At 61.6% G+C, this 13,430-nt stretch carries 15 protein-coding genes and 1 tRNA gene; 9 read left to right on the forward strand and 7 right to left on the reverse strand.

The annotated features are described in order from the left end of the window. Window positions 1–4 precede the first annotated feature (4 nt). A complete protein-coding gene (locus GA0061100_RS29365; protein ID WP_075856391.1) occupies window positions 5–1,000 on the reverse strand; it encodes a BMP family lipoprotein in 996 nt (331 codons plus the stop codon). A gap of 372 nt (window positions 1,001–1,372) precedes the next feature. After that, on the reverse strand, window positions 1,373–1,690 hold the full coding sequence (locus tag GA0061100_RS29370) for a hypothetical protein (RefSeq protein WP_075856392.1): 318 nt from the start codon (window positions 1,688–1,690) through the stop codon (window positions 1,373–1,375). Between the two features lie 233 nt (window positions 1,691–1,923). On the opposite strand from GA0061100_RS29370, the gene GA0061100_RS29375 reads away from it, so the two are divergent. After that, window positions 1,924–2,013, forward strand: a tRNA-Ser gene (locus tag GA0061100_RS29375). A gap of 36 nt (window positions 2,014–2,049) precedes the next feature. Here the strand turns inward: GA0061100_RS29375 and GA0061100_RS29380 are convergent. Continuing rightward, window positions 2,050–3,594 (reverse strand): FAD-dependent monooxygenase, encoded by a 1,545-nt coding sequence (locus tag GA0061100_RS29380; RefSeq protein WP_425298725.1) that lies wholly within the window; start codon window positions 3,592–3,594, stop codon window positions 2,050–2,052. 259 nt (window positions 3,595–3,853) lie between these two features. On the opposite strand from GA0061100_RS29380, the gene GA0061100_RS29385 reads away from it, so the two are divergent. Then, a complete protein-coding gene (locus tag GA0061100_RS29385) occupies window positions 3,854–4,441 on the forward strand; it encodes a TetR/AcrR family transcriptional regulator (protein ID WP_208621597.1) in 588 nt (195 codons plus the stop codon). 123 nt (window positions 4,442–4,564) lie between these two features. On the opposite strand, the gene GA0061100_RS29390 is transcribed toward GA0061100_RS29385, so the two are convergent. Next, window positions 4,565–5,461 carry an SDR family oxidoreductase gene (locus GA0061100_RS29390; protein WP_075856395.1) on the reverse strand — a complete coding sequence of 299 codons (897 nt, stop codon included), beginning with the start codon at window positions 5,459–5,461 and terminating at the stop codon, window positions 4,565–4,567. A 93-nt stretch (window positions 5,462–5,554) separates the two neighbouring features. Here GA0061100_RS29390 and GA0061100_RS29395 point away from each other — a divergent pair, with 93 nt between their 5' ends. The 3 genes from GA0061100_RS29395 (at window position 5,555) to GA0061100_RS29405 (ending at window position 8,260) form a co-directional block, all read left to right on the forward strand. After that, window positions 5,555–6,442: a helix-turn-helix transcriptional regulator gene (locus GA0061100_RS29395; RefSeq protein ID WP_075856396.1), complete on the forward strand. Its 888-nt coding sequence runs from the start codon at window positions 5,555–5,557 to the stop codon at window positions 6,440–6,442. Continuing rightward, window positions 6,439–7,077 carry a class I SAM-dependent methyltransferase gene (locus GA0061100_RS29400; protein WP_075856397.1) on the forward strand — a complete coding sequence of 213 codons (639 nt, stop codon included), beginning with the start codon at window positions 6,439–6,441 and terminating at the stop codon, window positions 7,075–7,077. Before GA0061100_RS29395 ends, GA0061100_RS29400 begins: the two co-directional genes overlap by 4 nt. Before the next feature lie 241 nt (window positions 7,078–7,318). Continuing rightward, on the forward strand, window positions 7,319–8,260 hold the full coding sequence (locus tag GA0061100_RS29405) for an SDR family oxidoreductase (protein WP_075856398.1): 942 nt from the start codon (window positions 7,319–7,321) through the stop codon (window positions 8,258–8,260). Window positions 8,261–8,275: 15 nt separating this feature from the next. Here GA0061100_RS29405 and attM read toward each other — a convergent pair whose 3' ends face one another. Next, a complete protein-coding gene (attM, locus tag GA0061100_RS29410) occupies window positions 8,276–9,058 on the reverse strand; it encodes an AttM family quorum-quenching N-acyl homoserine lactonase (protein ID WP_075856399.1) in 783 nt (260 codons plus the stop codon). A 109-nt stretch (window positions 9,059–9,167) separates the two neighbouring features. On the opposite strand from attM, the gene GA0061100_RS29415 reads away from it, so the two are divergent. Continuing rightward, a complete protein-coding gene (locus GA0061100_RS29415) occupies window positions 9,168–10,070 on the forward strand; it encodes a LysR family transcriptional regulator (RefSeq protein WP_075856400.1) in 903 nt (300 codons plus the stop codon). Here GA0061100_RS29415 and GA0061100_RS29420 read toward each other — a convergent pair. Then, on the reverse strand, window positions 10,067–11,377 hold the full coding sequence (locus GA0061100_RS29420; RefSeq protein ID WP_075856401.1) for an MFS transporter: 1,311 nt from the start codon (window positions 11,375–11,377) through the stop codon (window positions 10,067–10,069). The genes GA0061100_RS29415 and GA0061100_RS29420 overlap by 4 nt on opposite strands. Before the next feature lie 109 nt (window positions 11,378–11,486). Between GA0061100_RS29420 and GA0061100_RS29425 the strand changes: the two genes are divergently transcribed. Next, on the forward strand, window positions 11,487–11,939 hold the full coding sequence (locus tag GA0061100_RS29425; protein WP_075856402.1) for a winged helix-turn-helix transcriptional regulator: 453 nt from the start codon (window positions 11,487–11,489) through the stop codon (window positions 11,937–11,939). A 27-nt stretch (window positions 11,940–11,966) separates the two neighbouring features. On the opposite strand, the gene GA0061100_RS29430 is transcribed toward GA0061100_RS29425, so the two are convergent. Next, window positions 11,967–12,443: a MarR family winged helix-turn-helix transcriptional regulator gene (locus GA0061100_RS29430; RefSeq protein WP_075856403.1), complete on the reverse strand. Its 477-nt coding sequence runs from the start codon at window positions 12,441–12,443 to the stop codon at window positions 11,967–11,969. Window positions 12,444–12,540: 97 nt separating this feature from the next. Here GA0061100_RS29430 and GA0061100_RS29435 point away from each other — a divergent pair, with 97 nt between their 5' ends. Further along, window positions 12,541–12,909 carry an antibiotic biosynthesis monooxygenase family protein gene (locus tag GA0061100_RS29435; protein WP_075856404.1) on the forward strand — a complete coding sequence of 123 codons (369 nt, stop codon included), beginning with the start codon at window positions 12,541–12,543 and terminating at the stop codon, window positions 12,907–12,909. A 63-nt stretch (window positions 12,910–12,972) separates the two neighbouring features. After that, window positions 12,973–13,419 (forward strand): anthrone oxygenase family protein, encoded by a 447-nt coding sequence (locus GA0061100_RS29440; protein WP_075856405.1) that lies wholly within the window; start codon window positions 12,973–12,975, stop codon window positions 13,417–13,419. Window positions 13,420–13,430: the final 11 nt, after the last annotated feature.

Here is a 13,430-nt window from a genome sequence, read left to right on the forward strand (position 1 = left end):
CATATCAGTTCTTCGGGCAGGCGTTGTCGGTCAGATAGTCGTGAACCTTGATGGTACCGGCCACGATGCCAGCCTTTGCCTTGTCGACGGCCGTCTGGATTTCCGGCGTGACGAGCGGCTTGTTGTTATCGTCCATGGCAACGGCAACGCCGTCTTCCTTCAGTCCGAGCTCCTGGGTGCCGGGCGTGAACTTGCCATTCTTGGCGTCGCTGAAGGCGTTGTAGACGGCGAGGTCGACACGCTTGACGACGGAGGTCAGAACGGAACCCGGATGCAGGTAGTTCTGGTTGCTGTCGACGCCGATCGACAGCTTCTTGTTATCGGCAGCCGTCTGCAGCACGCCGAGGCCGGTCGCGCCGGCAGCCGCGTAAACAACGTCGGCACCCTGGTCGATCTGGTTCTTGGTAAGTTCGCCGCCGCGAACCGGGTCGTTCCAGGCCGCACCGGTCGTGCCGGTCATGTTCTGGAGGACTTCGATCTTCGGATTGGTGGCGCGGGCACCGAGCTCATAGCCGCACTCGAACTTGCGGATCAACGGAATATCCATGCCGCCGACGAAGCCGACCTTGCCGGTCTTCGAGGCCAGGGCCGCCATGACGCCAGCGAGGTAGGAGCCTTCGTTTTCCTTGAACTTGACGGAGCGAACGTTCGGCAGATCGAGGCTATCGTCGATCAGGACGAATTCGGTCTTGGGATATTCGGCAGCAACCTTCTGGAGAGCCGAGGTCCAGGCGAAAGAAACGGCGATAACCGGATTGAAGCCCTTGCTGGCGAAGTTGCGCAGCGCCTGTTCGCCCTGGGTGTCGCCCGTCGGCTCGAAGTCACGGTAAGCGATGCCGGTTTCCTTCTTGAACTTCTCGGCGCCGTTATAGGCAGCTTCGTTGAAGGACTTGTCGAACTTGCCACCGGTTCCATAAACGATTGCCGGCTTGATGTCGGCCGCAAGCGCCGTTGCCGACATGGCAGCCAGGGCGAAAAGGGTCAAAAGGGATTTTTTCATGTGTTGCAGCCCTATTGTTTCTATCTTGTTGGGTCCTCCCGCAAGCCCGTTGATCGGGCAAGTCTGCGGAACCGCCGGCCTCCCCCGAGGCCAAGCTGGCGCGCATCCTTGCATGGCTGCACGAAAAATTCACGAGAAATTTTTCAGTTGGTAAAGATTTGTGGGAATTGGTGAAAACCCATCCAAACGACCCGTTTTTTAAACAATTTCGGCCCAAAACTGCAATTTTATTGGTCAGAATAGCTGTCGATCGACTCTCCGCAATCGCCGGCTCCACTCGTTGCGACCATGCAATAGGCCGATCGTCGAATGCTCCCCAACGTCACCGAAATCCAGCAATGGCACAGGCCAGAGGGGCCGGCGATGTCCCGATCAGGCGCTGAAGCGGCCGGCGGCGGGCTGGCGCTTGTAGGCGACCATCCACAGCAACAGGGAAATCACCAGAAAGACCGCGAAGGCCGGCTGAAACAGGAGCCATTGCATCGCCATGTCATAGAAGCGGGGATGGACGTAATAGGCAATCGCCGAGCGAAGGCTTGCCAACGACGAAGGGCTGACATCGTTCCAGGCATCGCCCATCGGGGTCATGACCACGGCAGAAGCCGCAACGGATTGAATGGAATCGATAGTGCCGGCGATAACGGCCACCACCAGCGCGACAAGGCTCGCAAAACGCAACAGGAAACGCATAAACCCCTCCGGATACTCACCACGCCCGGCCTTTTCGGGCCGATCGGTCTTACGCCGCCTCATCTATTTCCTTAGATAAGTTGCGCGCCAAATAAGCGCAATGGGGAGGAGATTCGGAGTTTTGCGCCGACAAGTCAAAAATCTGTCAGATTCGGGTTGATTGCCAGGAATTCATCGGTATATATCGCGGCCGTTCCGACGATTTGCTTCCTGACCGGGTGCGAAACGCCAAAGGACAGGTGGCCGAGTGGTTTAAGGCGCACGCCTGGAACGCGTGTGTACGTGAAAGCGTACCGAGGGTTCGAATCCCTCCCTGTCCGCCATTTTATCCTTTCCATACCGGAGACATGGGTAACGGCTTATCCCTGAGAGATGGGAGGCAATTTCGTCCCGAACCATCGCGACGCGGCCGCTGCTGCTTCTCCCATGTCCGGCTCAGCTTCACCAACCCAGGCAACCACGCCGTCGGGCCGCACGAGCAGCGCGCTCAAGCCCAGCCGATCTTTTGCGTCGGTCGCGACATAGGTGATTCGGTCACTCCAGCGACTTGCTAGCGCTTCAAGCGGTGCACAGATATCAAAGTCCAGCAACAGGCCTTTGCCCGTTCTGAGGTGATCGCCAAGTTTCGTCCCATCGATCAGCTCGAAATCGGGGGCGCTGCGGCCGACCAGCGGATTGGCGTCGCCAAGATCGTAACGCAGAGAGACGCCCCAGACACGCTCGGCGAAATAGGTGGCGCCGTCGCACGTATCGACCAGATCGCGGATGATGGCTTCGAGCGCACGCGAACTGCGGCTTGGGCGCATGAGCGCGACCTGGGCGCGCGACCAGTCGAGCACCTGCGCGCCGACCGGATGCCGTTCGCTGAAATAGGTGTCGAGCAGGCCCTCCGGCGCCTCGCCGCGGATGGTGGCGGCAAGCTTCCATCCCAGATTCATTGCGTCGCCCAGACCAAGATTGAGGCCTTGGCCGCCCAGGGGGGAATGGATGTGCGCGGCGTCGCCGGCTAGCAGGACGCGTCCTCTTCTATAGGCTGTCGCCTGGTAGGCACGATCCGTCCATGTGGTGGCAAGCTTGAGCCCCGTCACCGTGACATCGGTGCCGGAAATGCGGCGCAGCACGGCCTGCACATGCTCGCGCGTGATTGGCTGGATCCGATGGAAAGCGCCGCCATCGAAATCGACCATCGCGATCGTCCCCGGCGGCGAATAGGTGTACATGCCCGTCGCAGTGTAATGGCGGCCGGAACGAAGCTCGTCCGGGTCCGCCATCTCGATTTCGGCGGAATAGCCGGTGAATTCGGGATCCGTCCCGACAAACTCGAAACCGCCGGCCTTGCGGACGCTGCTGCGGCCGCCATCGCAGCCGACGAGCCAGCGCCCGCGAAAGGTCTCGCCTCCGGCGCAGACAGTGACACCTTCATTCGACTGCGCGAAGCTCTCGACACCGAAGCCGCGCCTGATCTCGGCCCCCATCGCCTCCGCGCGAGCGGCCAGGATGGTTTCTAGGCCTTCCATCTCGACCATCATGCTGGTGCCGGCTGGGCTCGGCAGGCGATAGGGCCACTTCGAAGTATCAATCTTATCGTGGAAAAACTGGATGCCGGCGAAATGACCGCCTGGGCGACGCGACTGGTGCATCCAGTGCGCAGCCGATGAGGCGCGATCGCCCGAGCCGTCCTTCGCAGGCTTGGGCGCAGCGACGTCGTCCAGCAGGCCGCGACGATAGAAGGCTTCGATGGTCGGCGCGGAAAGGCCGCGCATGCCGAAGGGAAGGCGCTTCAGGGGCGCGTGCGGATCCTCGGCCCGCTCCAGCACCAATACGGAGAGACCGGCGAGACGCAGCTCACAGGCGAGAAACAAGCCGACAGGTCCGCCGCCGGCAATCAGAACATCATAAATCAAGACGGAACTCCTCAAGCGAGCGGCGCCGCAAGGGCGCCAGACATTCCCGCTTCGATCACTCTCGGCCGGCGCGAGTCGTTGGAAAAAGCCCAGCCCTATTCGGGCAGGCGACGGTCCGGTCACAGGAACAGCCATAAAGCCTGTGCCGATTGCACCGATTTTGTGATCGCAGCACAATTTTTATACTCGGTATAAATTTACCTATGGTATAAATATCTCCATGTCAAACCGAATCAAACTCCGGGACCGAAAGAAGGAGATGACCCGTCAGGCGATCTCCGAGGTCGCAACGCGCCTGTTCGTCGAACATGGCTTCGATAATGTCTCCGTCGCCGATATCGCCTATGAGGCTGAAGTCGCCAGAAAGACGGTGTTCAACTACTTCCGCCGCAAGGAGGATCTGGTCTTCGATCGCGAGGATGAGGTGCGGGAGCTGGTGCGCAAGGCAATTGCCGATCGCGGCCAGCAGCCGCCGGTCCGCGCCTTCCAGACGCTGATGCGGGAACTTTTGGAAGCGCAGCATCCCTTGTTCAGGATTACGGAGCGACCGATTGCGTTCTGGCGCATGGTGGGGGAGAGCTCGGCGCTGACGGCGCATGCGTGCGGACTGCAGGTGAGCCTTGCCGACGATCTCTCGGGAATGCTGTCCGACGCTGTGGGCCGACCCGCTTCCGATCCCGAAGCGCGGCTCGCCGGCACCATGCTGATGGCGACACTGGTGACGGCCTATGGCGAGGCGCTTCGCGCCTTTCGCGAGAACCGAAAGCCCGAGGCAGCGCTGTCGAGCGTCATGGACCGAGGCTTTGCCGGCGTCGACGCCGCACTTGCGGGGACGCCGTACGTCTGACCCTGGAAATCTCCAGATCGCAGCCTGAAAAGGCAAAAACCCGGCCGAGGGAGCGGCCGGGTTTTCGAATGCGTGGTCAGTCAGACCGTCGACCATCCGTGGATCAGCTTGCCGGCACCGGCATCACGCCGCGGATACCTGCAGCCTTGCAAGATCCTCAAGCAGCATCGGGCCGGTCGGCTCCCAGCCGAGCTTCTGCCGTGTCTTGGCGCTGGAGGCCGGCATGTCGTGGCCGGCGAACAGGGAGAGCCAACCGAAATAATCCTGGGCCTCTTCCTTGGCGACGGATTTGACCGGCAGGTTCAGACGCCGCCCGATGGTCTCGACGATATCGCGCATCGGCACGCCTTCCTCGGCGGCCGCGTGGTATTTGGCGTTCGGCTCGGCGCGTTCCACGACGAGGCGATAGAGGCGGCCGACATCGGTAAAATGCGCCGCCGGCCAGCGGCTTGATCCATCTCCGACATAGGCGCAGACGCCCTTTTGCCTGAATATCTCGATCAACGGGGTAATCAGGCCCTGGCTGACCGGATCATGCACCTGCGGCAGCCGCACCACCGAGACATTGACGCCGATCTCGCTTGCCAAAATTCCAGCTTCCTCGGTGGCTGCCCGGGGATGCCTGTCGGAGCGGGCGATCGGATTGTCTTCACGGGCCGGCTCGCCGGGGATCGTGTTGGCGATCGGCGTGCCTGAGGTGATGACCAGCGGACGGAGCGAGCCGGCAAGCGCCGCGGCGAGCGTTGCAATGACGCGGCGGTCATCCTCGCAATTCTGCGCGAATCTCGAGAAGTCGTGGTTGAAGGCAAGGTGAATGACGCCATCCGATTGCGAGGCGCCGCTTTTCAGGATTTCCGCATCCTCGATCGTGCCGTGAAGGACCTCGGCGCCGGCGGCGGCAAGCGCCACCGCCTTTTCTTTCGAGCGCGAAAGGCCGAGCACCTGATGGCCGGCTCCGATCAACTCCCTGACGACATGCGAGCCGATATTTCCGGTCGCACCGGTAACGAATATACGCATATGCACTGTCTCCTTATTTCGTCGGAGACAAATCTGTGCCCATCGTTTATTCTGGTAAAGTAGTGACCTTATCATAGTAAAGACACTAACAGGATGACCGATCTCATCGAAACCGAAAACGTGCTCGGGACCTATCTGAGGGATCGCCGCGCCAAACTCGACCCATCCGCGCTCGGCTTTGGCGGCGAGCGGCGGCGCACGCCCGGGCTTCGGCGCGAAGAGGTGGCGCAGCGCGCCAACATCAGCCCGACATGGTACACTTGGCTGGAACAGGGGCGCGGCGGTGCGCCTTCCGCCGACGTGCTCGACCGGATCGCCCGCGCGCTGATGCTGACGGAAGTGGAGCGCGAGCACCTGTTCCTGCTTGGCCTCGGCCGGCCGCCGGAAGCGCGTTACCGCAGGAATGATGGCGTGACGCCGCGCTTGCAGCGCGTGCTCGATGCGCTGGAGCCGAGCCCTGCCCTCATCCGGACCGCCACCTGGGACGTCATCGCGTGGAACCGGGCAGCACCCGTGATGCTGATCGACTACGGATCGCTGCCGCCGGAGGAACGCAATATCCTGCGCTACATCTTCCTCGATCCGCGCGCCCGCGCCGTGCAATATGACTGGGAAAGTGTCGCCCGTTTCGCCCTGGGCGCATTCCGTGTCGATGCGGCTCGCGCAGGCGCATCAAGCGAGATCGAGCCCTTCGTTGCCGAACTCTGCCGCATCAGCCCGGAATTCAGGGCCATGTGGCGCGAAAACGATGTCCCCGGTGCGCATACCGAAGCCGTCAAACATATACGCCATCCGATCCTCGGCCCGCTGGCGTTCGAATATTCGGCCTTTTCGGTCGATGGTCGCACGGATCTCAGCATGATCGTCTACAACCCCGCGACGCCAGACGATGCCGAGCGGATCAGATCGCTGCTGCCCGCCTCGCCCCCGCATCGTGCCGCTTCCGACAGCGCGCCACATGGGGAAGAGCAAGCTTCATGAGCATAGGCAGCGACGCCCGTTTCTGGGACCGGGCTTCACGCAATTACGCCAAGGGCGCGGTTGCCGACCCGACAGGATACGAGCGCACGCTCACCCGCACACGCGCCCTGCTAGGCCCGGGCGACAGGGTTCTGGAACTGGGTTGCGGGACAGGAACGACGGCGCTGCGGCTTGCCGGGAATGTTAGAGACTATCTTGCAACGGATTTTTCCGCGGAGATGATTGCAATTGCCAAGGAACGGCACGCCGCCGAACCGATGCCAACCCTCACCTTCCAAGTCGCCACCGTTGAAACGCTCACATCCGAACCGACGCGATTTAACGCCATTCTGGGCTTCAACTATCTCCATCTGATCCGCGATCTGCCGGGCACGCTGCGCCACATCCACGGCTTGCTCGCCCCGGAAGGCCTGTTTATCTCCAAGACACCCTGTGTCGGCGAGATGAACCCACTCATCCGGCTGGCCCTCCTGCCGGCCATGCGCGCGATCGGAAAGGCACCGTATGCCGGCGTCTTTCGGGCATCGGAACTCGGCGAGCAGATATCCGCGGCAGGCTTCGATAGCCTTGCCACGGAAAATCACGCAACCAAGGGCAACGACAACAGGCCCTACATTGTCGCCCGCAAGAGGTAACGACACCAGCCAGGGTCAATCTCCCCATTGACGCCGGTCTCGAAGCGGGCCTAAATTCCTTTCGTCGAAAATGGCTGGCTTGGTCTCGGTAGGCCCAGGCCCTTCTCCTCGGACGGAGAAGCTCTGTTCCGCGCCCGGCGCGGATACCCCGACAGTCCCTGCGCCTCGTGCGCGTTTCGGGTCTGCGCGGTAGCCATTTGACGATGCTCCCTCGGCAGACTCTGTTTGAAGGAGCCGTTTGATGTCCACTATCGATCAATCCCAGCCGATTCTCATCTATCTCGCCGCCGGCGTGCAAGGCAGCGCCGTCGTTCGCGCCGCGCTTCGACGCGGCCTCAAGGTCAGGGCGCTTGTCCGGGACCGAAGGCGCGCCTCGGCGCTCTCAGGCCTCGGCGTCGAGCTTGCCGAGGGCAACCTTAGCGACCCCGCCTCGCTTCGGGCCGCCAGCGCCGGCATCGCGCATGCCGTGCTGCAGATCCCGATCGGATCTCGGGAGGACATGCGCATCCAGGCCGGCAATGCGGTATCCGCATCTCTCGCCTGCGGTTTGAAATCCGTTGTCCTGAAGCTCGCCAGCGCCAGTCGCCAGCCACCTTGCGAGGAACCAAGCTTCGTCGCCAATGCCATGATCGAAGAGGTGGTTCGCGCATCCGGGCTGCCCTTTTCCATCGTCCGCCCGACCATGTATCTCGACAATCTCTTGAAGCCGTCGGCACGCATGGACATTGTCAGACATGGGGTCTTCGCGCCGCCGATTGCTGAATCCCAACGCATCGCGTGGACCTCGGTCGATGATTGCGCCCGCGCCGCCGTCACCCTCTTGGAACGGGGCATTTCATCCGGCGACCATCGCATCGCCGGGCCGGAAGGCGTTGATGGAAACGAGCTCGTCGCGCGGATCGGGGTCGGGCTCGGCCACAACATCGCCTATCGCCAGCAGCCCCTCGATGAATTCGAGCGGGATGTCGATGCGGCGATGGGGCCGGGAACGGGGCGCCGCGTCGCCTCGAAATTCCGCTTCTTCGCATCGCATCCGGACGAAGCGGATGCGATGCTGGCCACGCCCTTCAAGCCGCAGGCCGGTCTTGAGGATTTCCGTCCGACCGGCATCGAGGAATGGGTTCGGCAGCATCGGGCACGGTTCTTCGATGCGGAGCAAGTGCCATCAGGCGAACGAGGCTGATCGATAGCATGGGCTTCAATCGTAATAGGCTGGGGCCTGCATGAACCGAGGCCATGCCTCGGGATCATGCCCCGTGACCACCATGGCATCGGTCTGTTCGGCAAGTGCGCGCAGCTTGCCGACGGATCGCACCGTGTCGACGGCGGAGGCCATGAAGCCGGGGAGCGCCCTTTCGTTCCAGTGATCAAGGGTATAGGCGGCGTCGATCGCCAGTAATATCGCGCCGCTCTTTGGCAGCTGCACGAGGAAGGATTGGTGGCCGATGCTGTGGCCCGGCGTGAAGATCATTCGCAGCACTCCGTCGCCGTAGAGATCGTAGGTATCGGCCTCGAGGAGGTGCCATTTCAAGCCGGGCCGGTCGAAATCCCTTCGGGCATAGGCGCCGGCGGCGAACCAGTCCGGCGCGAAGGCATATTCATATTCCCGGCGTTGGACGATGTGGGTCGCGTTGGGGAAGCGGCCGATGGCACCGCTATGGTCGGAATGCAGATGCGACAGCGCGACGAAGCGGATGTCCTCACCAGAGATGCTGAGCCTTGCCAGCTGCGCGACGCATCCCTGCTCCTCCGTCATCACAGGCTGATAGCTGTCGACCACATCGCCCCAATAGCCGCGTGGATCGCCAAGGCCCTCGGCCGCCAGCCCGCCATCGATGACGACATTGCCTTTGGGATGGGTGAGCAGAAACCATGGCACCGGGATTTCATAATCGGCATCGCCGCCCTGGTTCATCCTGATGTCATGGGCCTTGCACCGCTGCGTGCCCGATTGAAACATGTAAAGCCTGATATCGCTCATGTGCCCGACCTGTGGTTGACGTTCGAGCGCCGTTTTCTGTTATCGAGGCCTCCACCACTAGGCGGCATCATTCACTTACATTTATCGGCTGAGCCGATATATTGCGCTCATGGATCTGCTAGTGGCGATGCGCGTCTATGTCAGGGTGGTGGAAAGGGGCGGCATGTCGGCGGCTGCTCGCGATCTCGGCATGGGCCAGCCCGCCGTCAGCGAGCGGATTGATCGGCTGGAGCAATATCTCGGCGCGCGGCTGCTCATCAGAAACACCCGCAAGCTTGCCGTCACCGATGCCGGCGCCGCCTTCTACGAACGAAGCAAGCAGGTGCTGGATAGTGCCGACGACGCGCTCGCCGTCGTTAACGGCGATCAGTCCTTGCGCGGCACGCTGAGGATTGCGGCGCCGCATGGCATCGGCGAGGTCGTCCTGCCCTCGATCCTGCTGCAGATGCGCAACCGCCATCCGCTGCTGAAGATCGAGTTGATCCTCAACGACAGGATCGTCGATCCGGTGACGGAGGGTGTCGATATCTCGTTGCGGCTGGGCGATCTCGGTGAAGGCAACTTCATCGCCCGCAAGCTCGGCCATATCGGCCGCGTGTTGGTGGCATCGCCAGACTATCTTCAGCGGAATGGGACGCCGACGAAGCCCAATGAGCTTGCCGACCACTCTTTCCTGCGGGTCGCGGGCCTCTTCAACAGCGGGCGGCTTTCGTTGATAGGCCCAGGCGGGCAGAGCGAACTCGCCACCATCGACATCGTTCTCAGCACCAGTCACTGGCGGCCTTTGCACAGCCTGCTGCTCGATGGTGCCGGCATCGGCGTCTTGCAGGCGCCAGTCTGCACGGAAGATCTGGCGAGCGGCAGGCTGATCCGCCTGCTGCCGGAATTCTCCGTGCCGGGATTCGATCTGCATGCGCTCTATCCGGCCACAAGGCCGATTCCGCCGCGCATTCGGGCAGTCCTCTCGCTGTTGGAAGAGCAATTAGGTCCCGTTTCCCTGCGCGAAAGCTAGATGGTAGCCCGATCGACGCTTTGCGTCGCCACCTCAGGCGTTGCCCGCAGGGTTAGCGCCCAGAAGAGCAGCGTTGCGAGGCTTATGGCAGCACCGGAAATGCAGACGCCCGTCCAGCCCGCATGAGCATAGATGATCGTCGATGTCGATGATCCGACGGCGCTGCCGATCGAGTAGAACACCATGTAAGCGGCGGTCAGCCTGTTTTGCGCATCGGGCCTCACACGATAGATCATGCCCTGGTTGGTGACGTGCGTCGCCTGCAAGCCGAAATCGATGACGAGGACGCCGAGGATCAGCCAGAGGATCGAGCGATCCAGCATGGAGATCGGTAGCCAGGCAAGCAACATCAAAGCAAGCGCAATACCCGTGGTGCGCTGACCGTAGCCGCGGTCAGCCCAGCGCCCTGCCCTGATGGCCCCGAAGGCACCCGCCGCGCCGGCAAGCCCGAACAGGCCAACTTCGGTGTGGGACAGAGAGTAAGGCGGCGCTGTCAGCGGCAGCACGAGCGGCGCAAGCAGCGTGGTGATATTGGCGAAGATGAGCATTGCGATGATCGCGCGGATGCGCAGCACCGGCTCTTCGACCAGCAGAGTGCCGAGCGAGCGGATAAGACCGAAGTAGGACAGCCCGCCCTTCGGCTTTTCCTGCCGCGGCAGCGCCCGGCAGAGGAGAAGTGCGATCACCAGCGTCAGCACAGCGGAGACGATATAGACAGTCCGCCAGCCGGAGAGATCGGTCAGCGTTCCCGCAACGCTGCGCGCCAAAAGGATGCCGAGCACGATGCCGCTGGTGACCATGCCGACGATATGGCCGCGCTCTGTGGGATGCGCCAGGCTCGCCGCATAGGCAACCAGCGCCTGCGTGACCACGGCCAGAAAGCCGACCGCAGCCATGGAGGCAAGCAGCATCGCCGCGCTGGAGGAAAGGCCGACACTGACAAGTGCCGCAACGCTCAACAACGACTGCACGATGATGAACTTGCGCCGATCGATCAGATCGCCAAGCGGCACCAGCAGAATGAGACCGAGGCCATAGCCGAGCTGCGTCGCGCCGACGATCAGGCCGGCAACCGTGCGCGACAGTTTGAGATCATCGGCCATGACATCGAGAAGCGGATGGGCGAAATAGGCATTGGCGACGGCAAGGCCGCTCGCGACGGCAAACAGGAAAATCGTCGCTCGTGTCAGCGGCGAATTGGCCTTTCCAGAATATTCGCTCCCCTCAAGTGAACTTTCTCGCGCGGAATGAAGGCGCACGCCATCCTTCGCGCTGCCGGCCGGCGGCGCGTCCTGATCGATTGTCATTGCAAAGCTCCCGATTATTCGGTTTAATAATGAAACCATCGATCGAGTAACATTATTGGTTTAATTATGCAACCATTCTTGCAGACAAAAGACCGGGAAGGCTGAGCGCATGGTCGCGCGGAAAAGCCTGAAGGGTGATTATTGCCCGAGCGCCCGCTCACTCGACGTGATCGGCGACTGGTGGTCGCTGCTGATCGTGCGCGACGCCTTCGACGGGCTGACGCGCTTTGGCGAGTTTCAAAAGAGCCTTGGCATTGCCAAGAACATTTTGACCGAACGCCTACGCACGCTTGTCGCCAGCGGCATCCTGGAGCTGGTGCCGGCGGGCGACAGCGGCACGCGTATGGAATATCGGCTGACAACGATGGGAAAGGATCTTTTCCCGGTCATGGTGGCGCTGCGCCAATTCGGTGAGCGCTATCTCTTCGCACCGGCAGAAGAGCATTCGCTGCTGGTGGACCGGACGACGGGTCAGCCGGTGCGGCTTGACATCCGGGCGCAGGACGGCAGGTCCGTCGGCCCGGACGAGACGGTTATCTTGAAGGTGCCGGAAGAGACCTAGGCGAAGAACCGGGGCCGCGCGAAGCGGTCAGTCCTGTTCTTCCGCCTCCCCGCTTCTTTCCAGCTTGCTGCGCAGAGCCAGCATGACATCCCGCATCGTTTCGATATCCTCGATCCGAAGCCCTTCCGCCAATTCGTTGACCCACGGCGCCTGCAGCCGCATGGCGGCATCGAAGGTTTGCTTGCCTTTATCCGTCAGCACGACTAGCTGCGCCCGCCGGTGATGCGGATTGGTCTCGAAGGTAACGAGGCCTTCCTTTTCCAGATCGTTGACGATGCGCTGGATGTTCTGGCGATTGGCACCCATGTCGCGTGCCAGCCACGCAACCGGCTGCGGCCTGTCTGCCGCGATAATGGCACCCAGAATTTGCCAACGCGCACTCGTCAGACCAAGCGGAGCCACCAGCCTGTCACCGGATGCAAGCACCCGGCCATGCAGTTTGAACAGCTCGAGAATCAGGCCGGTCAAAGCGCTCCCGCTTGCGGTTTGTTTCGCGTCATCCATTTGTCACCATATAATTTAATTGACATCATGATGTCAATTTACTAGATATGCACCACACCACATTGACATCATATAACCATATTGAACGGAGCACGCCATGTCTCACATGCGCCCAATGGACCCAAACTTTCCGATAGAGCGGCAAGTCGGCATCGATGCCGCCCCCGTCGTTCTTGTGAACATCTTCACCCTCGACAAGGCGGATGAGGAAGTCTTTCTCGAGGCATGGCGCGACGATGCCGCATTCATGAAGCAGCAGCCGGGCTTCATCTCGACCCAGCTTCACCGGGCGATCGGCGAAAGCCCGACCTATCTCAACTATGCCATATGGGAGACGATGGCGGATTTCCGCGCCGCGTTTACACATCCGGAGTTCAGGGCAAAGATTTCGCACTATCCGTCCTCGGCCGTTGCGTCTCCGCACCTGTTCCAGAAGGTCGCCGTTCCCGGCATCTGCGTGGCGTGAACGCGCGTCGGCAAGAACCCGGATCCATTGGATCGAACTCAAAAGACCTTAGGGAAAATTCCGATGCGGCTCCTCTTCAATATTCTCGCCATCTCGGGCTCGGCGATGTTTGCCGGCGTCATGCTCATGATCGGTGTGACGCTTGGCGGCTACTGGAGAAGCCTTCCAGCCCCAGATTTCCTCGACTGGTTCAGCCAAAACGGCCAGTTCATCACACGGACCATTCCGCTTGTCGTCGCTCCGACGCTCATCGGCCTGATCGGATCGCTATGGTCGGGCTGGGGCGAGGCAACGGCAAGGGCGTATTGGATTGGAGCGGCCGTCTGTATCGCCGCAGTGCTGGCTGTCACCCTTGCCTGGTTCCTGCCGACCAATGCGCAGTTCGCATCGAAATCGATCCCTGTGGATCAGGTACCGGCGCGGCTCGATACCTGGTTGATGATCCATGATGTGCGAATCGCGCTTGCCGCGATCGCTTCAGTGCTCGGGATCGTCGCGATCAGCCGATAAAGGCAACTGGT

This window comes from Martinezella hainanensis, from assembly GCF_900094555.1.
GTDB classification, from domain to species: domain Bacteria; phylum Pseudomonadota; class Alphaproteobacteria; order Rhizobiales; family Rhizobiaceae; genus Rhizobium; species Rhizobium hainanense.